The 23124-nt window shown below is 53.8% G+C and carries 21 protein-coding genes and 1 tRNA gene; 4 read left to right on the top strand and 18 right to left on the bottom strand.

The window, feature by feature from the left end:
• Nucleotides 1-275: 275 nt before the first annotated feature.
• The 10 genes from ES815_RS14250 to ES815_RS14205 form a co-directional block, all read right to left on the bottom strand.
• Nucleotides 276-2960: a DUF927 domain-containing protein gene (locus ES815_RS14250; RefSeq protein WP_142488352.1), complete on the bottom strand. Its 2685-nt coding sequence runs from the start codon at nt 2958-2960 to the stop codon at nt 276-278.
• Nucleotides 2957-3367, bottom strand: coding sequence for a hypothetical protein (locus tag ES815_RS14245; protein WP_142488351.1), 411 nt, complete (start codon nt 3365-3367; stop codon nt 2957-2959). The genes ES815_RS14250 and ES815_RS14245 overlap by 4 nt, the downstream gene beginning before the upstream one ends.
• A complete protein-coding gene (locus tag ES815_RS14240) occupies nt 3357-3596 on the bottom strand; it encodes a hypothetical protein (RefSeq protein WP_142488350.1) in 240 nt (79 codons plus the stop codon). Before ES815_RS14240 ends, ES815_RS14245 begins: the two co-directional genes overlap by 11 nt.
• The gene (locus ES815_RS14235) at nt 3593-4165 is read right to left on the bottom strand and encodes a host cell division inhibitor Icd-like protein (protein WP_375373819.1); all 573 of its coding nucleotides are present in this window, start codon (nt 4163-4165) and stop codon (nt 3593-3595) included. Before ES815_RS14235 ends, ES815_RS14240 begins: the two co-directional genes overlap by 4 nt.
• A 107-nt stretch (nt 4166-4272) precedes the next feature.
• On the bottom strand, nt 4273-5277 hold the full coding sequence (locus ES815_RS14230) for a P2 family phage major capsid protein (RefSeq protein WP_142488348.1): 1005 nt from the start codon (nt 5275-5277) through the stop codon (nt 4273-4275).
• 18 nt (nt 5278-5295) lie between these two features.
• The gene (locus ES815_RS14225; protein ID WP_142488347.1) at nt 5296-6162 is read right to left on the bottom strand and encodes a hypothetical protein; all 867 of its coding nucleotides are present in this window, start codon (nt 6160-6162) and stop codon (nt 5296-5298) included.
• A gap of 47 nt (nt 6163-6209) precedes the next feature.
• On the bottom strand, nt 6210-6416 hold the full coding sequence (locus tag ES815_RS14220) for a helix-turn-helix transcriptional regulator (protein ID WP_142488346.1): 207 nt from the start codon (nt 6414-6416) through the stop codon (nt 6210-6212).
• 106 nt (nt 6417-6522) lie between these two features.
• Nucleotides 6523-7317, bottom strand: a complete 795-nt coding sequence (locus ES815_RS14215; protein ID WP_142488345.1) for a hypothetical protein — start codon at nt 7315-7317, stop codon at nt 6523-6525.
• Nucleotides 7318-7323: 6 nt separating this feature from the next.
• A complete protein-coding gene (locus ES815_RS14210; RefSeq protein WP_142488344.1) occupies nt 7324-8505 on the bottom strand; it encodes a phage integrase central domain-containing protein in 1182 nt (393 codons plus the stop codon).
• 164 nt (nt 8506-8669) lie between these two features.
• Nucleotides 8670-8745 (bottom strand) — tRNA-Thr (locus ES815_RS14205).
• A gap of 317 nt (nt 8746-9062) precedes the next feature.
• Between ES815_RS14205 and ES815_RS14200 the strand changes: the two genes are divergently transcribed.
• Complete coding sequence (locus ES815_RS14200; protein ID WP_312845870.1) at nt 9063-11696, top strand: EAL domain-containing protein; 2634 nt, start codon at nt 9063-9065, stop codon at nt 11694-11696.
• 30 nt (nt 11697-11726) lie between these two features.
• On the opposite strand, the gene proA is transcribed toward ES815_RS14200, so the two are convergent.
• Both proA and proB read right to left on the bottom strand, forming a co-directional pair.
• A complete protein-coding gene (proA, locus tag ES815_RS14195; protein ID WP_142488343.1) occupies nt 11727-12980 on the bottom strand; it encodes a glutamate-5-semialdehyde dehydrogenase in 1254 nt (417 codons plus the stop codon).
• Nucleotides 12981-12990: 10 nt separating this feature from the next.
• Complete coding sequence (gene proB / locus ES815_RS14190; protein ID WP_032616689.1) at nt 12991-14094, bottom strand: glutamate 5-kinase; 1104 nt, start codon at nt 14092-14094, stop codon at nt 12991-12993.
• A 304-nt stretch (nt 14095-14398) separates the two neighbouring features.
• Here proB and phoE point away from each other — a divergent pair, with 304 nt between their 5' ends.
• Nucleotides 14399-15451: a phosphoporin PhoE gene (phoE, locus tag ES815_RS14185; protein ID WP_142488342.1), complete on the top strand. Its 1053-nt coding sequence runs from the start codon at nt 14399-14401 to the stop codon at nt 15449-15451.
• Nucleotides 15452-15518: 67 nt separating this feature from the next.
• Here the strand turns inward: phoE and crl are convergent, their stop codons facing one another.
• The 3 genes from crl to gpt all read right to left on the bottom strand — a co-directional run bounded on the left by crl (nt 15519) and on the right by gpt (nt 17779).
• Entirely contained in the window at nt 15519-15920 is a 402-nt protein-coding gene (crl, locus tag ES815_RS14180) for a sigma factor-binding protein Crl (RefSeq protein WP_142488341.1), read from the bottom strand.
• Nucleotides 15921-15977: 57 nt separating this feature from the next.
• A complete protein-coding gene (gene frsA, locus ES815_RS14175; RefSeq protein ID WP_142488340.1) occupies nt 15978-17222 on the bottom strand; it encodes an esterase FrsA in 1245 nt (414 codons plus the stop codon).
• 98 nt (nt 17223-17320) lie between these two features.
• Entirely contained in the window at nt 17321-17779 is a 459-nt protein-coding gene (gene gpt, locus ES815_RS14170) for a xanthine phosphoribosyltransferase (RefSeq protein ID WP_106995995.1), read from the bottom strand.
• 260 nt (nt 17780-18039) lie between these two features.
• Between gpt and pepD the strand changes: the two genes are divergently transcribed.
• Complete coding sequence (pepD, locus tag ES815_RS14165; protein ID WP_142488339.1) at nt 18040-19497, top strand: cytosol nonspecific dipeptidase; 1458 nt, start codon at nt 18040-18042, stop codon at nt 19495-19497.
• Between the two features lie 92 nt (nt 19498-19589).
• Here the strand turns inward: pepD and dinB are convergent, their stop codons facing one another.
• Entirely contained in the window at nt 19590-20648 is a 1059-nt protein-coding gene (gene dinB / locus ES815_RS14160; protein ID WP_142490061.1) for a DNA polymerase IV, read from the bottom strand.
• A gap of 159 nt (nt 20649-20807) precedes the next feature.
• Between dinB and ES815_RS14155 the strand changes: the two genes are divergently transcribed.
• Nucleotides 20808-21653, top strand: coding sequence for a glycerophosphodiester phosphodiesterase family protein (locus ES815_RS14155; RefSeq protein ID WP_142488338.1), 846 nt, complete (start codon nt 20808-20810; stop codon nt 21651-21653).
• 31 nt (nt 21654-21684) lie between these two features.
• Here the strand turns inward: ES815_RS14155 and nqrM are convergent, their stop codons facing one another.
• Together nqrM and nqrF are read right to left on the bottom strand one after the other, a co-directional pair.
• A complete protein-coding gene (nqrM, locus tag ES815_RS14150; RefSeq protein ID WP_185902334.1) occupies nt 21685-21900 on the bottom strand; it encodes a (Na+)-NQR maturation NqrM in 216 nt (71 codons plus the stop codon).
• Nucleotides 21900-23123: an NADH:ubiquinone reductase (Na(+)-transporting) subunit F gene (gene nqrF / locus ES815_RS14145; protein WP_142488336.1), complete on the bottom strand. Its 1224-nt coding sequence runs from the start codon at nt 23121-23123 to the stop codon at nt 21900-21902. The genes nqrM and nqrF overlap by 1 nt, the downstream gene beginning before the upstream one ends.
• Nucleotide 23124 lies beyond the last annotated feature (1 nt).

The following is a 23124-nucleotide window of genomic DNA, read 5'->3' as shown; positions in this document are numbered from 1 at the left end:
TTTCCTTAATTAATTGCCTGCCAGAAAAGGGCTGACAGGATAAGTCTGTTTACCTGAGAGCGTGTAACAGCGGTAACACTGGTAACAACATTGATTTATAAAGATAAATACCGTTACCTCTGCATTTTTCCTTGAGGTAACGTGTGGTAACACGCTATTTTTGTTACCTCTGTTACCACTCCTGTTTTTTAACTGGTAACACCCGCAGCCCCTGTGGCGTCTGGCTGTTACCTCTGTTACCTGTGTTACCTCATAAAAATAAGACTCACGCGACGCTATTCTTCCGGGTCGCCCAGTACATTCGTATTAAACTGATACACCCGTTTGAGGCCTATTTCTGGCAGGCGAAGACTTGTCTGGGTTCGTCCATCCCTGCCCGGCTCCAGCCAGCCCGCGCTGACGCAGAGTTTTGCCACCTTACTGGCATTGAAGCCCTTACAGATTTCCTTCCAGCCTGACGGCAGGACATAAAATGTCGTGACCGTTTCCGTGGTCTGACTGCCCGTATCCACTTTGCGAAAGCCCATCATGGCCATCGGACGGTTCCTGTCGTCGTGCCAGTCTGCAAAACGGCTGTACTGGTTACGCGTGAGAAAGTCGCGTACCTGTTCCAGCGCGGCGCGATCTTCCTGATTGGCAGAATGGCCACGATCCACCATCCACGACGCCAGACAACGCTCTGCCGCTGCGTAAGCCTCCCCTTCTGTCCAGCCGGTGATACCGGCGCGGGTGGCCAGCTCCCCGGCCATCGCCACCAGGGCAAAGCGGGTCACTGCCCGCCCGACCTGATTCCCCGCATCCTGCGGCGTCAGCCTGCGCGTGAACTCTTTCAGCATCGCCTTAGCCTGGCTGGTCACCTCCGGCAGCGAAGCCGTGATGTGGCGCAGCCAGTCACGGAACGGCGCACCGTGGAACTGCGCAACACTCTGTTCCAGATGCTCAGACAGCGCCTTTCCGCCGCTGAAACCATGCAGTTCTTCAAACACCCCGTATTTGCCGGAATCGCTGGGGATCTGGATCATCCGCACTTCAACACCGGCGTAAGTGCGTTCCCCCGCGTTTGCCGCATGCTCCACCAGGGATAATTCGCCGGTGGAGAGAAACAGCAGGTTCCAGCGATTCGTTTCCCGCACGGAACCGTCTGTTCTGGCTCTGGCCTTGCCCTGGCCATTCGCCAGCATGTAAGCAATATTCCCCGCCTCGCGTCCGTCCACCTCGCGGATTTCATCCAGCATCAGTGTGGCGTCATTGCGGCGGCTTGCTGTTCCCTCCAGCGCGTTACCCGTTGCGCGCCATGTATGCCAGAAATCCGTTCCGCCGCAGACGGACGCCGCCACTTTCATGGTGGTGGTTTTGCCGTCCGTCGATTCCCCTTTCAGGTGATAGCCGCCGCCGCTCATGCCGACCAGTTGCAGCAGTGGTGCAGCAAAGGCCAGGCTGACGCTGAAAGCCAGTCTTGCATTCCCGGTGCAGTAGCGCCCGATATGCTCCCGCCACTCTTCCGATGTGCCATTCACCCGGAAATCCCGTCCCTGAACGCTGGAAGTCTGGAGAATGACCGACCGCGCATCGCGGCCAATTACTTCATCCTGTAAAACGTACACGCCGCCATGCCAGCCGGTTCGGTTCACGCAGGTAACTTTGTTTTCCGGCTTACACAGTGAGATGTATTCCATCAGGTGCGCCCTTGCCGCACCGTTAACATTGATATAGGAAAGCCCGTTAACCAGCAAGACGCGACGCAGCTCTTCCCCGCTGCCACCCAGCATTTCCATCGGCATCGCCCATTTGCGGGGATTGCCGTTGGTGTCCTCCCACTCCAGCAGCCGCCCGTAATTGCTGCCATCGGCATCGCTGGTAATGGCCGTTACACGGATAGGGCTGGAAATCTTGATATTGCGGATCTCTGTGTCCCCGTCCGACTTATTAACCAGCTTGTCATACCACAGGTATTCTTTAGTGAGGCGGAACCCCTCCGGCAGCCGTGTCTGCCCCCGGCCATGCAGGGTCATTTCGTCCCGGAACGCCTCGCGGGCGCGTTCCAGACCATTTTCCTGACGGAAATCATCCCAGTCAGCTTTATGGCGGGTCGGCGGCAGGGTCACCCAGCCGTTAACCGCTTTTGCCGCCTTCTCTGCCCATAGACGCCCGGTGTTTTCTTTCCCGTCCAGCAGATCGTTATCAGCGGCCAGCACAATGCGGGTATCCGGCCATTTCTGCCGTATTTTTTCAGCCGTTTTAAGGAGATTCGTCGCCGCCACGGCGGCAATAACCCAGCCGGAAGCGATCAGGGAAACCGTGAGCGCGGTGGCGAAACCCTCTGTGATGATGACCTGCTCAGGTGCCGTCATGGGAATGTCAGCGAGCGCGATAAAACTGCCGCTCAGCTGGCTGCCCGGTAACAGACTTTTATCCCCTTCGGGGCTGATAAGCTGACCGCCGGTAATATCGCCGTCGCTGTCAGTCAGTGGCAGCAGCAGAGAACCGGCAGGAAAAACCGTTCCTGCCACCGTGACAGGCTGCTCAGGCAGGCTAAAAGCGTGGCCATGAAGACCGCGATCGCTCAGGTAGCGGCTTTCTCCCTGCCTGCTATTCTTCATCAGCTGATGAAAGCGCGCCCGGCCATTTGCCTGCCGTGCAGCTTCATTCCTGGCTGGCTTAACGGGTTGCTGGCTCACTTCTGCCAGAGACAGCGTTTCGGCCACCATGCCCGATGCCTCTTTCACCCCTTTACCGGTCACCAGACGAACGAGATCCAGACCATCACCGTTACCGCACTGATTGCAGAACCACGTTCCGCGCCCCTCTTTATCATCCAGGCGAAAACGATCCGTGCCGCCACATTTCGGGCATGCGCCGTGGCGGTGGCCTGCCGGTATGTCGATCCCCAGCGCCGAAAGAATATGAGGCCAGCGGCCACGTGCGGCAGAGGCTACCGATGTTACAGAGACAGGTTTCACTGGCTCTCCTCCCGCTCACCGCAGCACATGAATTCATAGCCCGGCGGCAGTTCTCCGTCAGGCGCGCCAAAAATAATGTCCCGGTAAACCTCACGCATCTCCGTAACGCCCTCAACCGACAGCCGGAGCGTTTCGCCCATAAAACCCGGTGCGAGCATTTTTTCCAGCACCTCTGCGGCAAGACGACTGCCCTCTTCGATACCAAACTCATCTATCCACGGCATTTCAAGGTGATAAAGAATGTTCATGGCCACTTTGTCAGGCGTCAGCGCCAAGCGTTCGCCATCTTCGATATAAGCGGCCTCGCCATTGACGCGCCGCATCAGGGAAATGAAAGCCTCTGCGATATAGCGGCGCAGTAATGCGGTACGAAAGGCAGGGGACATAAAGGATTCTTTACTGATCATTGTGGTTCCCCTTCATGGTGCTGGTTTCTTTAACAACGCCGTCGAGCTGTTCGGCCAGACAGGCAAACATCGCCGCAGCCCCTTCAGCAGAAACGGTTCGTGAACCGGAAGAACCGCACCCGGATAACAAATCAGCAAGGAATTCACTGGCCAGCGTCACGCGCAACAGCCGGTTTTCGCCGGTATCAGACAGGGTGCAGCCAGGCTGCACAGCAGAAATCTCTTTCATACCCTTACCTCCCCGGAAGTTCTGGAGGGAATACGGCCAGCAAAGCAGAGAACAAATTCGGTAATCAGTTGCAGACGGGCGTCACGTTCGTTATGCGCAGTAATACGAACCGGCGCAGGCAGGGCTTTACCGTCGGTACGACGCACAGCAAGAAACAGAAAGGTGTATTCGGGGTGCAGCAACGCGGGGACTGTAGCCATAATGGCAATCTCCTTCAGATAGCGGTTAACGCTACCACCGGAGTTTCCACGCTCACTGGTGGTAGCCCAGACGGGGGTGGAAATACCGGCTCTGAAGGATACCGGCCTGACCGAAGTCAGCCCCGCCTGAGCCACCATTACGCGATAGCTACAACGGTATAGAAACCGCTGCGCATGTAACAGGTGTGCAAAGACAAAGACACAAAAAAAGACGCATGGCGCGTCTGGTGTCGCCTTCAGATTACACGGGTTTCCACGCCCGGTTGCCGATTTTGCGGCAACGGGGAAACTATAGCCCGCAGGATTAAGGCTATGCAAGAAATTTATAACCGAATTTATTGTATTGTTCATTTCTGAAAATCCTGGCATTCTGAATGTGCTCACAGGGTTTGCCACTCTGTAAGTTTCATTTTTCCACCTGAATATGTTCTCAAAGCCCGCTAAATAATCAGCGGGCTTTTTTATTTGCGGGAACATTACTCAACGAGAGAAATAGCGCTCTCATCTACAGCGGCATAGAGTTCCGGATTGCCCAGCGCGTAGCCTTCGTTACGCAGATAGGAATGCACATATTCGCAATTATCGTCGTCAAATTCGGCACGGAAATAACGCGTATTCGCCTGCGTATAGATATGCAGATTACTCAGCGTGGTTACAGCGAGACGCTTACCGGGCATAAAAGGCGGAATGAAAGCAAAGCGACCGGCAATGGAACTGGTGGCCATCTGTGCGGCACTGATATCTGCCGGGCGTTCAGCGGCATTAAACAGGCGCAGGCGTTGTTGTGCGGCAAGCTCAGCGCCGACCATTACCACCAGTCGGGGATCTTCCCGGAACGGCTCGGCAATAACACTGGTGATGAGATGGTTAGCCAGTAAATCGATATTTTTCCAGTGCCCCGTTTCACCTAGGGTCAGCGGTTCAGAAATGATCTGCTTTCCTTTCAGATAATCCTTTGCCAGCGCATGCCAGCCAATATTGACGTCTTCGCCTTTCTTATTTACTTTCGGATCGGTCGTTTCTGAAATGGATAAACCATTAAAACCCGTTCGTAACATATCTAGTGAATAAGCCTGGCTGAAAAAGGCATCCATAACCTCATCAAAATTACCGGCCTGGCCAAGGTTATAAATATCTGACATTTCGCCGTAACCGATAGTGGCGCAGGTCTCCGTTTCTGATAGCCAGAACTCGGTTCCATTTATTGCTACCTTTTTACGAAAGCGCCCGCCCGCAACCCGGCCAGTATGCAACTCACTGGCACCGACATTGATGGCATTACCGGAGACAGCATTAACATCACGCAGCGTGATCTGCCCCATCATCCAACCTGATTCCAGAATAGATGTGCGGAGAATATTTTCTTTATTTGCGGATAGAGAGAAACGACGACCTTCAGTAATATGACTTTTAGAACTACTGGTTAATTTCTCATGGTAGAGACGTGCCGCATCCGGCTTGTGATTTTTAAAAGCAAACATAAATACACCCTGAATAAATTAGACGGAAAAAAGTTTTTCTTTTCGCTCGGTCAGTTTATGGCATTGCAGACGGTAATCTGCATAATCTTCACCGGTAACCACCGCACGTAACAGGGTATTATCCGCCCTGTAATACTCTTTATAAGCAGCCACCCGCAACAAACCACCATTATTTAAGGCGTACCTGTCAGATGGCGGAGTACAGTGTTTAATGATTTCACGCACTGCTTTTACCAGCTCATCAAGGGTATCCATAACAAACCGGGCGGCACTGGAAATTGCCGGATTCTGATTAGAGGACGTAATTTCTGCCGGGACTCGCAGGGAAGCGGGAAATGAATGCAACACCGGTTTATCCACGCCCTTTCCGATACACTTTGCTTCTTCAATAAGTAAGCCAGGTAAAGACCGGAAATGGTTTACCCGCTTTCGTTGTTCTTCAACCCGGCTTTGCGCGGCCTGATAATGATATTCAGCATCAGCACGGCTGACAGGATGTGAACCCCGGTTTTTCATCTCGGCAACACTGCGAGCGGTATAAACCTGCTTTGTTGCCACTTTAGCTTCAGCTGCTGCACGTTCTCTATAGCCAAGCTCCTCTTCCTCATGCCGGCAAAGCTGAATGCAGCGCTTTAGCAACATGTTGATTTCACCAGCTTCAGCGCCGGTATCAGGAATGACCAGGCCGGTTAACGCAAACAGGTTTTCACCTTCTGCGCGTATTTTGTTTAGCGTAAAAATTTCAATAATACGTGCAACACACGCAGCGTCACTGTTCGAATCATTAAATGGAATGATTTTATAGTTTTGAATTTTGGCAAGGTAATTACTTTTAGTAAATTGCAGAGCGAGTGAAGCCGCCCCCTCTAACTGAAGGTTATTCATTATTCGCCTCTAAGTTATCTATTATTTAAGTAAAGATGGAACATTGATTAATTATTGATAGTTGAATGACTATCACGCCATGCGTAGTAGTCACCTGCTCGCCAACGAGACATTCTTCCAAGTTTTATTGGTTTCGGGAATTTACCTAATGATATAAGTTTGTAAATCCACTTATCTGTAAACAAACAGTCTGAAGTAATAAACTTCATATCAATAAGCGAATCCGCAGCAGGTCGAGTATCAGTAAAGGTCATTTGTAATTCCTCTCTATTCATCAATCTATGTCAACGGAGAGGATTACAACACCGCATTAAACAGTAAAAAAGGCAAGTAAGAAAAAAAACTTACTTGCCACTTTTGTTAATTTTTTGTAAAAACGGACTTATTGAATATTGAAGCCACTAATTTCGTCATGACAGGATGTGATAGTGGAGGCTGTTTTTCATCTGGCCAGAACTCTTCCGCTCGGTTAAACAATAGATCGACTAATGCCGTTGCATTCTCTTTTCTGAATGCCGAGTTTTCTTTATATAAATATATAATTGCACTAAGCACTTCATTTCTTTTAACTGCATGCCTTTCTTGCTGTGCTGCGGATAATGCTTCGTATTTATCATCAGACTGCTCAGATTCGCTCAAGACAAGATGAATCTTTTTTATATAGTCACGTTCTATATGACCTTCATTATCATAGCCAATACCCTCGTCATTTTTCCAGTCAACCTGTATAAACCTAACCATTTCTGAATATATCTTTCCTGAAGGAGTATACAGTGAAGGATACTCAGGAAAATCTCCTTCATAATAAATAAAATCATTCCTGACTTTAGAAGGCATTGAAAAAAAACCTTTTGTACTGGCTAAAATTAAATTCTTTTCTTTCTTCACTTCATTAATTTTAATCAAACTGAATTCAGAAATATAACTAAAGCCTTCATGATCTTTATCTAAAGAATCAATGTGTTTAATAAATGCATCAACATCTCTTACTTTGTGTTTTGAAAAAGTACACTGTCCGGACATTCTCATGACGAATGGAATATTCTTTTGCGTAGCAATATAAAAAATATCTCGCTCATCACAACCTAATAATTTCGCTGCTTCACTGATACTATAATGAATACGATGTAGCTTGAGGGTGCTATTTTTTGCCATTCTAAATTAAGCCCCTAGTCCATTAATAAAATCGCCATACCATTGCATCATTTCTCTACGTCCATCAAGATACTGAGCATGGTTATAAATGCCGCGAATTGAATTTTTATCAAGATGAGCTAGTTGAATTTCAATCCATGCACTATTAAATCCTTTTTCATGCAAAATTGTACTCATCGTATGCCTAAAACCATGACCAGTAACCCGTCCACCATAGCCTATACGCTTAAAAACCTGATTTATACTGGCTTCACTCATGAACTTACTGGGATCGTTACGACCGGGGAACATCAGCGGATAATTCCCTGTCAATTCTTTCAACCTTTCAAGATGGACTAAGGCTTGTTTTGAAAGCGGAACAATATGAGCACGACGCATTTTCATGCGTTCTTTAGGGATTTCCCACACCGCGCTGTCGAAATCCACTTCACGCCATTCAGCTGCGCGTAGTTCTCCAGTTCTCAATCCTGTCAGAATAAGCAAATGTGCCCCCAATAAAACTATGGGGCTTCCAGTGTAGGCATTCAGTGCCGTGTAAAATTCAGGCAGTTCGCTGGCTTTAAGGAAAGGATAATGAACGGCCTCATGCCCTTGCATTGCACTAGCGAGATCAGGCGCAGGATTATAGATAGCCCGCCCCGTTACGATGGCGTAGCGGAAAACCTCTCCACAACGCTGGCGAACTTTCTTCGCTTTTTCCATCGCCCCTCTTGCTTCTATCAGCCTCAGGACTTCCAGTAGCTCCAAAGGCTGAATGCCAGCTATAGGACGGTGGCCAATATGCGGGAAAATATCTTTATTAAATGCCTCAAGAATGTCGGAAGCGTAACCCTCTGACCATTTAGGCGACTTCATCTTATGCCACTCTAACGCAACCTCTTTGAACGGGTTGAGGATCTCAGTGGAAGCGGTTAAAGCCAGCTTCTTTGCTTTCTTTACTTCACCGGGGTCGTCACCCGCTGCGAGTAGTTTCTTTGCCTCTTCGCGTTTTTGTCTGGCATCAGCAAGAGAGACGGTGGGATAGACACCAAAGGACAGGCGTTTTTCTTTACCACCAAAACGGTACTTCATACGCCAGTAGCGCGAGCCATTGGGTTCAACTTGAAGATACAGACCACCACCATCAGATAGCTTGTAGCTCTTCTCTTTTCCTTTCGCGGCTTCAACCTTTCGGGCATTCAGCATCATTGGGGGCACATTTCCTAGACCGAACAGAAGATGCCCCTGATTGTGCCCCCAAAGGCATGTTGATTTCAATAGATAGAGGTTGACGTCAAATGACTGAAATCAGGACAGAGACTATGTTTTTAAAGGATTTTGTTGATGTTAGTTGACTTGAGAAAACTAGGGGATGGTGCCGATAATAGGAGTCGAACCTACGACCTTCGCATTACGAATGCGCTGCTCTACCAACTGAGCTATATCGGCTTTCAGGAGAGAGACTACGGTGTAAAAGGGTAAGAAAAAGCGCCCACCCCGTCAACCCCTCACCTTTTAGTCGTTGTTTTTTACACCAACACGCGCAAAAACCATACATAATAAAGGGATTACACCCCGTCTTTCGCTCTTCCATAACGCATACTCGTCACATTTTGCGGCAATTTGCTCGCGCCAGTTACGCCATCTCCCCTCTTCCTTCCAGGATCGGCTATCTTCAAATTTATCTTTTTGAAATCAAGCCCCGCCAGAACAGGTCGATATTAATTAGATCGGAACACAGAAATGCCTGAGAGAGTGGGTAAATAATGCATAAATTTTTTGTCACCGATGACATATCCGGCCCGGACCTCGAGCCGAAAAGGACAGCGACCTTAATCAAACGCGCCCTGGTGCTGATGTTTTCCCTGCTGTCAGTGCTGTTTATCATCGCCATCATCGCGCTGCTGACGATCGTGCGAAACATCAATCAGGACAGCGACAAGCACAGCGCCATGCTGCTGGAAAAGGCGATCCATAACCGGGTTGATACGCTCACCACCCACATCAAAGACTACGCCTGGTGGGGCGAAGCCTACCAGCATCTTCATCCGAGGGTGGATACCGACTGGGCCTATACCCGTCAGAACATGGGGGCCACGCTGTGGCGCGATTTTGAGTATGAAGGGCTGTTCGTGCTGGACGGTAACGGGCAGACCCGTTACAGCGTGGTTGACGGCAAGCTGGTGAAAGACTCTCTGCAATCCTGGCTAGGAGACGACCCCTTACCCGAGCTGATTCAGAAAATAAACAAGCCGGACGCTATCCCACTGTCCAGTACGGTGGTAATGAGGAACGGCCATCCGGCGCTGGTGGCCGCAGCGCGCATCACCACGGGTGATGACGCCAGGATCCCTGTTGTCCCCGGCCCGGCCTCGGTGCTGGTCTTTGTTGACGTGCTGGATGACCGTAAGCTCATCGCGCTGGGTGAAGAGTACGGTATCACCCAGACCCGCGTGCAGCACAAGGGGACGACGAAGCTGGCAGGGCGACGCGGAGTCGCAACGCTCCCCATTGATGGCCAGCAAATCACTTTTGAGTGGAAAAGCGAAGATCCGGGACGCGAGCTGCTGCGCTACATCCTGCCGCTGCTGATCCTGCTGGCGCTCTGTACCGCTATTCCCGGCGTAATGCTGGGACGCAACGCGCTCAAAAAGGCGCGGATGTATGATGAAAACACCTTTCTGCTGGCACAGAACCGCCTTGCCCTCACCGCCAGCGAACGCCGTTTTCGTGACGTAGCTGAGGCCACCACGGACTGGATCTGGGAGACTGACGCAGAGCTACGTTTTACCTGGCTTTCCGAGCGTTTTCCCGGCATTACCGGGCACAGCATATCGGCCTGGATCGGTCGCCCGCTCAGCGAGTTCATGGCCGCAGACAACCAGTCGCTGGCGGAGTGGATCACCCAGCCCGGCCAGACGGGCCATCGTCGTCTGCTGCACTGTCGCTATCTCTCCGTGATGGGCCACCAGCGCTACTGCCATATTGCGATCAAACCCGTCGTCACGCCGGAGGGGATAACCGGCTACCGTGGCACCGCCACGGATGTCACCCTGGAGGTCGAGGCGCAGGCGCGCGTTGAGTATCTCTCCCGCCACGACGAGCTCACCGGGCTGCCCAACCGGGTGCGAATGCGCGAATTTCTCGAGGGCAAGCTGCGGGCGCAGCCCACGCAGGCGCATCCTCTGGCGATGCTCAGCCTGGATCTCGATAAGTTTAAACCGGTCAACGATCTGTTCGGCCATAGCGCCGGGGATACCGTCCTGCATGAGGTCTCAGCCAGGCTACGGCACTGCATCCGTGATTACGATCTGGTGGCGCGCCAGGGCGGGGACGAATTTATTCTGATTATCTCGGACATTCATGACCGGCGGTACATTGATACCCTTTGCGAACGCATTATTGCCGAACTGACGCGCCCCTTCCTGATCAACGGGAATGAGATCGTGATCGGTGCCAGCATCGGGATCGCTATCGCGCCGCATGACGCCGTCGACGCGGGTGAACTCCTGCGCTTCTCGGACATCGCGTTGTACAAAGCCAAAAGCACTGGCCGCAACAGATGGGTGTTTTATACGCCTGAAATGGCCGAGCAGATGGTGCAGCGCCGGGAGATGGAACAGAGCCTGCGCGACGGTATTAAGAAAGAGCAGTTCCGTCTGGTTTACCAGCCGCGCTACGGCCATGACTCCTCACGGATCATCGCCGTAGAGGCGTTAATCCGCTGGGATCACCCTGAACTTGGCCTGATCATGCCGGATCAGTTTATTTCTCTCGCCGAAGAGACCGGGCTGATTATTCCTCTCAGCGACTGGGTGCTGAAGACCGCCTGTCGGGACGCGCAGCAGTCTCTACACGGCCTCTCTGTTTCAGTAAATATCTCTGCCGTCGAGTTCCAGTCCTGGCAGGTGGTGGACCGCATCCGGGATGCGCTGCAGCAGTCGCAGTTAGATCCGGCCCGGCTGGAGATCGAAATTACCGAAAATGCTACCCTGTGGAACCCGGAAAACAGCCTCGAAATCATGCTGGCGCTGAAGAAACTTGGCGTGAAGCTGCTGATGGACGATTTCGGGACCGGCTACTCCTCCCTGAGCTATCTGCGTAATTTCCCGTTCGATGGCATCAAGCTGGATAAATCCTTTATCGACGGCATGCCCGAAAGCGACAGCGCCAATACTATCGTCGAGAATATTATCGGCCTGGGCAAGGCCTTCTCGCTGAGTATTACGGCAGAAGGGGTGGAAACCGAAGGGCAGCTGCAGAAGCTGATGATGATGAAGTGCGATGAAACACAGGGCTATTTAATCAGCAGGCCGCTCAGCCTGGCGGCATTGCAGGAACAGATCGCCGCACTGGACTCGGCGGCACAGGGGCGGGTAGAGCAGAATTCACAAGGATAGCGCGGGCAGCAGAGGCCGCCCGCGTGGAGATTACGCCCGAATGGTATCGTCACCGAAGCCGACCCACTTGTAGGTGGTCAGCGCTTCCAGCCCCATTGGGCCGCGCGCGTGCAGCTTCTGGGTGCTGACCGCGACTTCAGCCCCGAGGCCAAACTGGCCGCCGTCGGTAAAGCGGGTGGAGGCGTTTACGTAAACGGCTGAAGAGTCCACTTCGTTCACAAAACGGTTGGCGTTGCTCAGGGTGCGGGTGAGGATCGCATCCGAGTGCTGGGTGCCGTGGGCGCGAATATGGGCGATGGCATCGTCCAGATCGGCAACCACCTTCACGTTCAGATCCAGCGACAGGAACTCGTCGTCGTACTGCTCTGCTTTCACTTCCTCAACCTTCGCCGGGCCCGCTTGCAGCGGGGTCAGCGCATTGATATCGGCGTGCAGGGTGACGCCGCTTTGCGCCATCTGCTGGCTTAAGGCTGGCAGGAAGCGATCGGCGATATTCTGATGCACCAGCAGCGTCTCCACCGTGTTACAGGTACTCGGGCGCTGGGTTTTGGCGTTGACGATGATCTTCAGGGCCGGTTCAAACTCGGCCGTGTCATCGACAAAGATATGGCACACCCCAATACCGCCGGTGATCACCGGGATCGTCGACTGCTCGCGGCACAGCTTGTGCAGCCCTGCCCCGCCACGCGGGATCAGCATGTCGATGTATTTGTCCATCCGCAGCATCTCGTTGACCAGGGCACGATCCGGGCTTTCAATCGCCTGCACCGCACCGGCGGGCAGGCCGCACTCTTCCAGCGCCTGCTGGATCACTTTTACCGTTGCGGCGTTGGTGCGCCAGGTCTCTTTCCCGCCGCGCAGGATAGCGGCGTTGCCGGTTTTCAGGCACAGGGAGGCGACATCAAGAGTCACGTTCGGGCGCGCTTCGTAGATCACACCGATCACGCCTAGCGGCACGCGGCGACGTTCAATGCGCAGGCCGCTGTCCAGCAGTCCGCCGTCAATCACCTGCCCGACCGGATCGGCCAGGCTGCATACCTGACGCACGTCGTCGGCAATGCTTTTCAGGCGCGCGGGGTTTAAAGCCAGGCGATCGAGCATCGCCTCGCTCAGGCCGTTGCGGCGGGCTTCTAATAAATCCTGCTCATTGGCGAGCAGGATCTCGTGTGACTGGGCTTCCAGAAACTCTGCGATTTTTTCCAGCACGCGGTTTTTCTCGCGGCTGGAAAGGAGCGCCAGTTTGTACGAGGCGGCTTTGGCAGCGGCGCCCATTTGTTCCAGCATGTCCTGCTCCTTAACGGGTGATCATATCGTCGCGATGGACAGCAACCGGGCCATACTCATAGCCAAGAATGGCATCGATCTGCTGTGAATGGTGGCCTGCAATACGGCGCAGCGCGTCGCTGTTGTAGCGGCAGACGCCGTGGGCAATATCGCGCCCTTCCAGATTACAGATACGGATCACTTCACCACGGGAGAAGTTGCCTGTCACGTTTTTAATTCCTTTTGGAAGCAATGAGCTGCCTCGTTCCAGAATCGCGGCAGTGGCACCTTCATCCACGGTGATCTCACCTGCAGGCGGCGCGCCAAAAATCCAGCGTTTGCGGTTTTCCAGCGGAGTGGCTTCGGCGTGGAAACGGGTTCCAACAGAAATGCCTTCCATCACATCGCCAATCACGCCCGGACGGCTGCCGGCGGCGATGATGGTGTCGATACCCGCCCGGCACGCCACGTCGGCGGCCTGCAGTTTGGTGCCCATGCCGCCAGTGCCGAGGCCCGACACGCTGTCGCCGGCAATGGCGCGCAGCGCATCGTCGATGCCTTTCACGTCGGTGATCAGCTCAGCCTGCGGGTTGGTGCGCGGGTCAGCGGTGAACAGCCCCTGTTGATCGGTAAGCAGCAGCAGCTTATCTGCGCCCGCCAGGATCGCCGCCAGCGCCGAGAGGTTATCGTTGTCACCTACTTTGATTTCTGCGGTAGCGACCGCATCGTTTTCGTTAATGACCGGAACGATATTGTTATCCAGAAGCGCGCGCAGGGTATCGCGGGCGTTCAGGAAACGCTCGCGGTCTTCCATATCGGCACGGGTCAGCAGCATCTGCCCGACGTGTATGCCATAGATAGAGAACAGCTGTTCCCAGAGCTGAATCAGGCGGCTCTGACCCACGGCCGCCAGCAGCTGCTTGGAGGCAATAGTGGCGGGGAGTTCGGGGTAACCCAGGTGCTCACGTCCGGCGGCAATCGCCCCGGAGGTCACAATCACAATACGGTGCCCTGCGGCATGCAGCTGTGCGCACTGGCGCACCAGTTCGACAATGTGGGCGCGATTAAGGCGGCGCGATCCGCCTGTTAACACACTGGTACCGAGTTTTACCACCAGCGTCTGGCTGTCACTCATGATTCTCTGCCGTTTAACAATAAGGGAAATGATATCAATCAGACTTTTTATCAGGACTGGGGCCCGTTGCCAACCGCCTTAACACACAGGCTACGACTTTGTTGCGCGGGATCAGGAAGCGTAGCGGCAAACTTTGACACTTTTATTACTGAAATAAAAAAATACCCTTTTTTAAACTTATTCTGGAATTGTCATAAAACGTTCATTTCAGAAAGTTAAAACCCTTCCTGTTTTTTCACGGAACAAAAGCATGAGCTTACTGTTCAGCGAATATTAGCGCGTTTATAAGAAACCAGGATTGAAAATGAAAAAGAGTACTCTGGCATTAGTGGTCATGGGCGTTGTAGCAACTTCATCTGTACAGGCAGCCGAAGTATTTAATAAAAACGGCAATAAACTGGACGTGTACGGTAAAGTGAAAGCCATGCATTATCTCAGCGATGATGATGCCAAAGATGGTGACCAGACTTATGTGCGTTTCGGCTTTAAAGGCGAAACTCAAATCAATGAACAGCTGACCGGCTATGGCCGTTGGGAAGCTGAATTCTCCGGCAATAAAACCGAAAGCGACTCTTCCCAGAAAACCCGTCTGGCCTTTGCCGGTATTAAGCTGAAGGACTTCGGTTCATTCGACTACGGTCGTAACCTCGGTGCCCTGTACGACGTTGAAGCCTGGACCGACATGTTCCCGGAATTCGGCGGTGACTCTTCCGCGCAGACCGACAACTTCATGACCAAACGCGCCAGCGGCCTGGCAACCTACCGTAATACCGACTTCTTCGGCGCCATCGACGGTCTGGACCTGACCCTGCAATATCAGGGTAAAAACGAAGGACGTGAAGCGAAGAAACAGAACGGTGACGGTTTCGGTACCGCTCTGACCTATGATTTCGGCGGCAGCGATTTCGCCATCAGCGGCGCTTACACCAACTCTGACCGCACCAATGCTCAGAACCTGCTGGCACGTGGCGAAGGTGAAAAAGCTGAAGCCTGGGGCACCGGTCTGAAATATGACGCAAACAACATTTACCTGGCGACCATGTATACCGAAACGCGTAATATGACGCCAATCTCCGGTGGCTTCGCCAATAAAGCACAGAACTTCGAAGCGGTTGCGCAATATCAGTTTGATTTTGGTCTGCGCCCGTCCCTGGGTTATGTCCAGTCTAAAGGCAAGGATATTGAAGGCATCGGTGATGAAGATATCGTGAAATATATCGACGTCGGCGCGACTTACTATTTCAACAAAAATATGTCCGCGTTTGTTGATTATAAAATCAACCAGATTGATGACGATAATAAACTGGGCGTGAGCAGCGATGATATCGTTGCCCTGGGTATGACCTACCAGTTCTGATTTAGCGAAATAAAAAACCCGGCGCTGTATGGCCGGGTTTTTTTATTGTCTGTTTTCGCGTCGGACGTTAAGCAGTCAGCTTCACCGGCTCGTTGGTGAAATCATCAGCAGGCTCGAGTTTCAGATCGAACGTCGCCAGCAGCGTGCGGGCTTTCTCGTGGAATTCACGCAGGGTATGCTCCAGGCGCTGAACCACTTCAGGATCTTTAATCGCCATCGCCTGCCAGTGGCCCTCTTTATTGAACAGGCCAAACTGGTAGTTATAGGTGAAGCGTGACGCTTCGGCTTCCATTTCCATCCACCATCCCCAGAATTCGCGCTTTTCCGGCGCTGGCTTTACGTTAACGCACACGGCCAGGCAGTCGAAAAAAAAGCGATTCTCTTCGCACTGCTCTTCGCGGATGTAGGGGCCAAGAGCCATAAACTTCTTGATCATTCTACTTTTCGGATGTCCACTCGGTAACGTCATTGCGATCTCCTTTTATGAAGCCACTGTTGTACCAAACCTTAAGAAATTAGCAATCTCTTAACACAATCTCTGATGGATCCAACGCGTAATCTGCTGCAATGCCTTGTCAAAATTCTGATACACCGGGGTGAATGGCACCTCCAGCAGCTTGCCATCGACAGATGACGAGGTGATTAAGCGGGACTCCTCTTCCGGGCTGAAGGGATCGTTTTTCCAGAAGCCAGAGAGCATCGGCGTCGGACACCGGCGGCCCAGCAATCCCTGGGTTTTCAGCGAGTAGCGATTAAGCTCCACGCGCAGCGCCTCGTCGGACGCATCATGCATGCCCAGGCTGCTGGCCAGCACGTCGAGGTACATTTCCGGCACGCTGCCCTGGCGCGCAGGCTCGCTTAACAGCGCATGCACCACCGGCCCGAGACAGGCCACCGCTTTCAGGCGTGAAGATTCCAGATAGGCCAGACGCACGGCGACGTTAGCGCCAAAGCGGAAGCCAAACGCCGCCACCCGGGTGTGATCCACCCACGGATTCTGTTCCAGCGCTTTCAGGGCGTGCTGGTGGAGCAGGCTGGAATCCTGGGTCAGCTTCCATTTGGACGAGAAGCCAATCGACGGCATGTCGAGGGTCAGCATCGCCAGCCCTTTCGGGGCTAAGTAACGCTCATACAGGCTGTAGTAATCGGTTTGCAGCGAGTCGAGGCCACCGCACATCATCACCGTCGGGAAGGGGCCATCGCCCGCCGGCAGATGCAGGAAGCCGGTCACCGCAGGGCCGCCGGGAACGGTAAAGGTGAGTTCGCGCATCTGGCCCGGCAGATGCTGGGCTGCTTCCTGGTAGGCACGGTTTGCCAGGGCCTGTGCCTGTTCCGCCAGTTCGTCGCCTTTCAGGTGCGGATAAGCCGCGATGCTGTAAAGGTTACAGGCATGCAGCCAGTGTTTGCCGCTCAACAGGGGATCGTCTTCCTGGCTCGCCTTTTGCTGCCAGATCATCGCCTGTTTTGCCCATTCGTAGATCCAGTTGCCGCCGCGATAGCCCACCACCGTGTCGTACAGATCCTCATCGGTACGTTCGGCCTGGCTCATCACGATACGCGCCTGCACGTCCAGAATTTCACGGGGATCGATGCCGCGCCAGATCCACATCAGACGGTTAACCATGCGGTACCAGTGCGGGATGTTTTTGCCATCCAGCGCCGATTGCACTGACGGTTGTACGCCACTGTTAAAGCGACGAACCAGCGTCGAAGTTTCCGGATGTTTGAATTTGGGCTTGAAGAGAATTTCGCTGAGATTCGCCTGGGACATTGCGCGCTGCCTCTTAAGATACGTCAGAGGGCATCATTGTAACGCGACAAAGGCGAAAAAATAACGCCCGGCATCACCGGGCGTTAAAAATGTATGGATTAGCGGCCTGAAATAGGTGGGACGAATACTACGCCCATATCCCATGGCTGTTCGATCCAGGTATCCTGCGGGATATCAATGACATAATCGTCAACCAGCGGCTGACCAGCCGGCTTAGCGAAGATAGTCACGAAATGCGCTTTTGGATACATTTCACGGATGGCTACTGCCGTACCGCCGGTATCAACCAGATCGTCAATCACGATGAAGCCTTCACCATCGCCTTCGGCGCGTTTCAGCACTTTCAGCTCACGCTGGTTGTCGTGGTCGTAGCTGGAGATGCACACGGTATCGACATGGCGAATACCCAGCTCACGTGCCAGCAATGCCCCCGGTACCAGGCCACCGCGGCTAACAGCGATGATGCCTTTCCACTGTTCAGATGGCATCAGGCGCGCAGCCAGTTTACGTGCATGAATCTGCAACATGTCCCAGGTGACGATGTATTTTTCGCTCATGTGAATTGTCCCAGCCTGTTTATATACGGCTTAAAAAGTGTTCGAGGGGGAAAATGGTTGCGCGAGATTATAGAGATCTGAAGCACTAAAAACCAGTGCTAAGCGGTTCCGCCCGGAGTTTTTACTTGCTTACCCCTACCAGCCGCCAGAGAAAGTGGTATTCTCAAACCCACCTCGCAAGTCTGACTTGTGGTAACTCTAAACCTGCTAACCCCGTGACCTGCAACATTGTCTGCCGGCCATCGACAAGGAGACTTACTGTGTCTGAACTGTCTCAGTTATCGCCACAACCGCTGTGGGATATTTTTGCCAAAATCTGCTCCATTCCTCACCCGTCTTATCACGAAGAACAGCTTGCCGAACACATCATGGGCTGGGCGAAGGAAAAAGGGCTGCACGCCGAGCGCGACCAGGTTGGCAACATTCTGATCCGTAAACCTGCCACCGCCGGGATGGAAAACCGTAAACCGGTTGTGCTGCAGGCGCACCTGGACATGGTTCCACAGAAGAACAACGATACCGTTCACGACTTCACCAAAGATCCGATTCAGCCGTACATCGACGGCGAGTGGATCAAAGCCCGTGGCACCACGCTGGGTGCAGATAACGGCATCGGTATGGCCTCTGCGCTGGCGGTGCTGGCAGACGATCGCGTTGAGCATGGTCCGCTGGAAGTGCTGCTGACTATGACCGAAGAAGCCGGTATGGATGGCGCCTTTGGTCTGCAACCGAACTGGCTGCAGGCGGATATCCTGATCAATACCGATTCCGAAGAGGAAGGCGAAATCTATATGGGTTGCGCGGGCGGTATCGACTTTATCTCCACGCTGCCGCTGACCCGTGAAGCGATCCCGGCAGGCTTCCAGACCTTCAAGCTGACGCTGAAAGGGCTGAAAGGCGGCCACTCCGGCGGTGACATTCATTTAGGGTTAGGCAATGCCAACAAGCTGCTGGCCCGTTTCCTCGCCGGTCACGCTGCCGAGCTGGATCTGCGTCTGGTGGATTTCAACGGCGGTACGCTGCGTAACGCGATCCCGCGTGAAGCCTTCGCTACCGTGGCCGTGGCCGCAGACAAAGCCGATGCGCTGAAAAAGCTCTCCACCGTTTACCTGGATATCCTGAAAAACGAACTGGAAGCGAAAGAGAAGAACCTGACCGTGGTGCTGGAAGCGGTTACCACTGATAAAGCCGCGCTGACTGAACAGTCCCGCGACCGCTTTGTTCAGCTGCTGAATGCGACCCCGAACGGCGTTATCCGCAACTCAGACGTAGCGAAAGGCGTGGTGGAAACCTCCCTGAACGTCGGCGTGGTGACCATGGCTGACGACAGCGCAGAGATCATCTGCCTGATCCGCTCCCTGATCGACAGCGGTAAAGATTACGTGGTGAGCATGCTGGAATCTCTGGGCACCCTGTCTGGCGCGAAGACCGTTGCCAAGGGCAGCTATCCGGGCTGGCAGCCAGATGCGAGTTCACCGGTGATGGCGCTGGTGCGTGAAACCTATCAGCGTCTGTTCAACAGCACGCCGAACATTCAGGTGATCCACGCGGGTCTGGAGTGCGGTCTGTTCAAGAAACCGTACCCGGATATGGACATGGTTTCCATCGGGCCAACCATTACCGGTCCTCACTCTCCGGATGAGCAGGTGCATATCGAAAGTGTGGGCCATTACTGGACCCTGCTGACGGAACTGCTGAAAGCGATTCCGGCGAAGTAATCAGCCATGTTGCCCGGCGGCACTGCGTTTGCCGGGCCTACGGGTTACGCGCCCGTTGTAGGCCCGGTAAGCGTAAGCGCCACCGGGCTTTTTTACAGCCCCAACACCAGCTGCCGCTCCAGCTGCGGATCCAGCAGTGTGACGTGTAATCCCACCAGCCGTACCCCCCGCCCTGCCCGACGCTCTTCCCAGGCTTTCTTTGCTGTCGCAATCAAATCGTCTTTGTTCAGCCGCGGCCAGACGTGCTCCTGGGTGGTTTGCTGAAAGTCGTTGAACTTGAGTTTTACCCCCTGGCGGGCAATCAGCAGATCCGGTTTGACCTTAGCCAGCCGCCGCTCCAGCTCGGGATAAAGCTGCCCGACGATAATGGCTTCGCAATCTGCCCAGTCATGGATATCCTCCGCCAGGGTACGTTCCACTCCCACCGATTTACGCAGCCGCTCGCTGTTAACGTTGCGTTCATCAATGCCCTGACTCCGCTCCCACAACACCCGGCCAAACTTACCAAAACGCTTTAGCAGCATCCCCAGATCGCTGTTCTGTACATCCCCGCAGGTGCGCAGCCCCATGCTCTCCAGCTTTGCCGCAGAGACTTTACCCACGCCGGGGATCTTACCCAGCGGCAGCGTTTTGATAAATGCCAGCACCTCATCAGGGGTAATCACATACTGGCCGTTGGGCTTATTGAGATCCGAGGCGATTTTGGCGAGAAATTTCACCGGCGCAACGCCCGCCGAGGCGGTGAGCTGCAGTTCATCAAAAATCGTCTGACGGATCTCCTGGGCCATCAACGTGGCGGAGCCGTGGCAGTGCAGGCTGTCGGTGACGTCCAGATAGGCTTCGTCCAGCGACAGAGGCTCAATCAGGGAGGTATAGCGGGAGAAGATTTCGCGAATATGGTGGGACGCTTCTTTATAGGCCTCGAAACGTCCGGGTAATAAGGTCAGGTGCGGGCAGAGTTTTAACGCCATCGCGGTCGGCATGGCGCTGCGCACGCCAAACTTGCGTGCCGGGTAGTTCGCGGTGCTGATCACCCCGCGTTGTACACGACTGCCGCCAATGGCAATGGGGATATCCCGCAGCGCCGGGTTGTCGCGCATCTCTACCGCAGCAAAAAAACAGTCCATATCAACATGGATTATCTTGCGCATCATCGTCACCACACCTGTAATTATGCACAGTATAACAAAGTGCAAAAAATGCGTCAGCAGATTTACCGTCTCATGGCTGTCATTAAAGCGTGGTACAAGAATAAGCCGCCAACCCGTCACAAGTCATTGAATTAAATGATTTAAAATGGAAAATTATTAATGAAAAAGATGATTATCGCCTCACTTCTGCTGTCGTCCTCCGCATGGGCTAGCCCACAAATGATTGCTCACCGCGGAGGAACCGCCGACGCGCCGGAGAATACCCTTCCGGCCATCAAGCTAGCGCTGGAAAACCGCGCTCAGGCAATCTGGGTCACCGTGCAGCTCAGCCGTGACGGCGTTCCCGTTCTGTATCGTCCCAGCGATCTCAGCGCGTTAACCGCGGCAAAGGGAAAAATCTCTCAGTACACCCAGGCCGAACTGGCGACATTTGATGCCGGTGCAAAATGGAAAGAAAAGGTCGCCGGAACTACAATTCCGACCCTGAAAGCGGTGCTGGAACGCTGGCCTGACGTTCAGTTCTATATCGATATTAAATCCCCCGACGCCGATCCGGCTGAGATGGGCAAACAGCTGCTTGGCGTGTTGAAAGAAACCAACAGCCTGACGCGTGTTCGCGTCTATTCAACGGAGGATCGCTATCTTGATGCCCTACCTGCAGAGGTGCCGCGCTTTGTCACCCGGAGTGAAACGCGCACCCGGCTGGCGAATATCTCCCTGAACCACGTTTGCCTGCCGCCGGCAAAGAAAATGGATGCCTGGTGGTACGGGCTGGAGCTGAATCGCAAAGTGGAAGTGGTGGAGAAATTTACGCTGGGCGAGGGCATCTCCCCGGCGACCCTGACGTGGGATAAGGAGGCGATGGACTGCTTCCGCTCCCAGGGGAATGCCCATGTGATCCTGCTTGGCGTTAACTCCGCGGAGGATTACCAGAAAGCACAAGATTTGGGGGCTGACGGCGTGATGGTGGATTCACCCACCCAGGCCAGAGCGTGGATGAAGTAAAAAAACAGGCCGCTGCTGCGGCCTGTTTCGTTCAGAGGATCCTGTTTTGCTGGCGCTGTGCTTCGCGTTGCATGCGCTTTTTACGCGCGTCGCACGGCTCGGGGCAGTCGCAGACCTTCTCCATCCCCAGCGAGGAGATGCCGCCGCAGCTGCCCTGAATGCTTTTGCGCTTAATCAGCCAGCCGAGCGACATGCCAAATATCACCAGCACAAAGATCGCAAAGGTCAGCACAAAGGTCACCATCATCAGCCTCCAAAATCATCCAGCATGATGTTCTCATCTTCCACGCCGAGATCCTGCAGCATTTTGATGACGGCGGCGTTCATCATTGGCGGCCCGCACATGTAGAACTCGCAGTCTTCCGGCGCGGCGTGGTGTTTGAGATAGTTTTCATACAGCACGTTATGAATGAACCCGGTATAGCCGGTCCAGTTGTCTTCCGGCTGCGGATCGGAGAGCGCAATATGGAAGCTGAAGTTCGGGTTGTCCCGCGCCAGCTGTTCAAACTCCTCCTGATAGAACATCTCCCGCAGTGAACGGGCGCCGTACCAGAAGCTGATCTTACGTTTACTACCCAGACGCTTAAGCTGATCGAAAATGTGCGAACGCATCGGCGCCATCCCGGCTCCCCCGCCGATAAAGACCATTTCGGCGTCGGTCTCTTTGGCAAAGAACTCACCAAACGGACCGGAGATCGTCACCTTATCACCCGCCTTCAGCGACCAGATATACGACGACATGATCCCCGGCGGTGCATCCGGTACGCCTGGCGGCGGCGTGGCGATACGCACGTTGAGCATGATAATGCCTTTCTCGTCCGGGTAGTTGGCCATAGAGTAGGCGCGCAGCGTTGGCTCTTTGACTTCAGAGACAAAGCGGAACAGGTTGAATTTGTCCCAGTCGCCGCGGTACTCCTCCGGCACGTCAAAGTCTTTGTAGGCGACAGTGTGCTCCGGGCATTCGATCTGAATGTAGCCGCCCGCGCGGAACGGCACGTCTTCGCCATCGGGAACCCGCAGCTTCAGCTCTTTAATGAAGGTGGCTTTGTTATCGTTGGAGATAACCTCGCACTGCCACTTTTTCACGCCGAAGATCTCCTCCGGCAGCTCAATCTTCATGTTCTGACGCACCGCCACCTGGCAGGCCAGACGACAACCCTCTTTCGCCTCGCGCTTGCTGATGTGTGACAGTTCGGTCGGCAGGATATCGCCCCCGCCCTCTTTGACCGTGACCCGGCATTGCCCGCACGAGCCACCGCCGCCGCAGGCAGAAGAGATAAAAATGCCATTGCCCGAGAGGGTGTTCAGCAGCTTGTCACCCGCAGGGGTACGGATCTGCTTATCCGCCTCGTCGTTAATCTCAATGATCACATCGCCGGAGTTCACCAGCTTTGAGCGCGCCACCAGGATCAGCCCCGAGAGCACCAGCACAATCAGCGTGAACATCACTACGCCAAGTATAATTTCCATA

The sequence above is a fragment of the Leclercia adecarboxylata genome (genome assembly GCF_006874705.1).
In the GTDB taxonomy this organism is placed as follows: Bacteria; Pseudomonadota; Gammaproteobacteria; order Enterobacterales; family Enterobacteriaceae; genus Enterobacter; species Enterobacter adecarboxylatus_C.
This window is presented reverse-complemented; position numbering and strand designations above follow the sequence as displayed.

Bases quoted from the DNA above. Each gene is read 5' to 3' on its own strand.
- ES815_RS14215 (WP_142488345.1), bottom strand. From the start codon at position 7,317: ATGGCAAAAAATAGCACCCTCAAGCTACATCGTATTCATTATAGTATC.
- proA (WP_142488343.1), bottom strand. From the start codon at position 12,980: ATGCTGGAACAAATGGGCGCCGCTGCCAAAGCCGCCTCGTACAAACTG.
- crl (WP_142488341.1), bottom strand. From the start codon at position 15,920: ATGACGTTACCGAGTGGACATCCGAAAAGTAGAATGATCAAGAAGTTT.
- ES815_RS14230 (WP_142488348.1), bottom strand. From the start codon at position 5,277: ATGTTTGCTTTTAAAAATCACAAGCCGGATGCGGCACGTCTCTACCAT.
- ES815_RS14240 (WP_142488350.1), bottom strand. From the start codon at position 3,596: ATGAAAGAGATTTCTGCTGTGCAGCCTGGCTGCACCCTGTCTGATACC.
- proB (WP_032616689.1), bottom strand. From the start codon at position 14,094: ATGAGTGACAGCCAGACGCTGGTGGTAAAACTCGGTACCAGTGTGTTA.
- ES815_RS14200 (WP_312845870.1), top strand. From the start codon at position 9,063: ATGCATAAATTTTTTGTCACCGATGACATATCCGGCCCGGACCTCGAG.
- gpt (WP_106995995.1), bottom strand. From the start codon at position 17,779: ATGAGCGAAAAATACATCGTCACCTGGGACATGTTGCAGATTCATGCA.
- ES815_RS14155 (WP_142488338.1), top strand. From the start codon at position 20,808: ATGAAAAAGATGATTATCGCCTCACTTCTGCTGTCGTCCTCCGCATGG.
- nqrF (WP_142488336.1), bottom strand. From the start codon at position 23,123: ATGGAAATTATACTTGGCGTAGTGATGTTCACGCTGATTGTGCTGGTG.
- ES815_RS14220 (WP_142488346.1), bottom strand. From the start codon at position 6,416: ATGACCTTTACTGATACTCGACCTGCTGCGGATTCGCTTATTGATATG.
- nqrM (WP_185902334.1), bottom strand. From the start codon at position 21,900: ATGATGGTGACCTTTGTGCTGACCTTTGCGATCTTTGTGCTGGTGATA.
- phoE (WP_142488342.1), top strand. From the start codon at position 14,399: ATGAAAAAGAGTACTCTGGCATTAGTGGTCATGGGCGTTGTAGCAACT.
- ES815_RS14210 (WP_142488344.1), bottom strand. From the start codon at position 8,505: ATGATGCTGAATGCCCGAAAGGTTGAAGCCGCGAAAGGAAAAGAGAAG.
- dinB (WP_142490061.1), bottom strand. From the start codon at position 20,648: ATGCGCAAGATAATCCATGTTGATATGGACTGTTTTTTTGCTGCGGTA.
- ES815_RS14225 (WP_142488347.1), bottom strand. From the start codon at position 6,162: ATGAATAACCTTCAGTTAGAGGGGGCGGCTTCACTCGCTCTGCAATTT.
- ES815_RS14245 (WP_142488351.1), bottom strand. From the start codon at position 3,367: ATGATCAGTAAAGAATCCTTTATGTCCCCTGCCTTTCGTACCGCATTA.
- ES815_RS14235 (WP_375373819.1), bottom strand. From the start codon at position 4,165: ATGCCAGGATTTTCAGAAATGAACAATACAATAAATTCGGTTATAAAT.
- frsA (WP_142488340.1), bottom strand. From the start codon at position 17,222: ATGTCCCAGGCGAATCTCAGCGAAATTCTCTTCAAGCCCAAATTCAAA.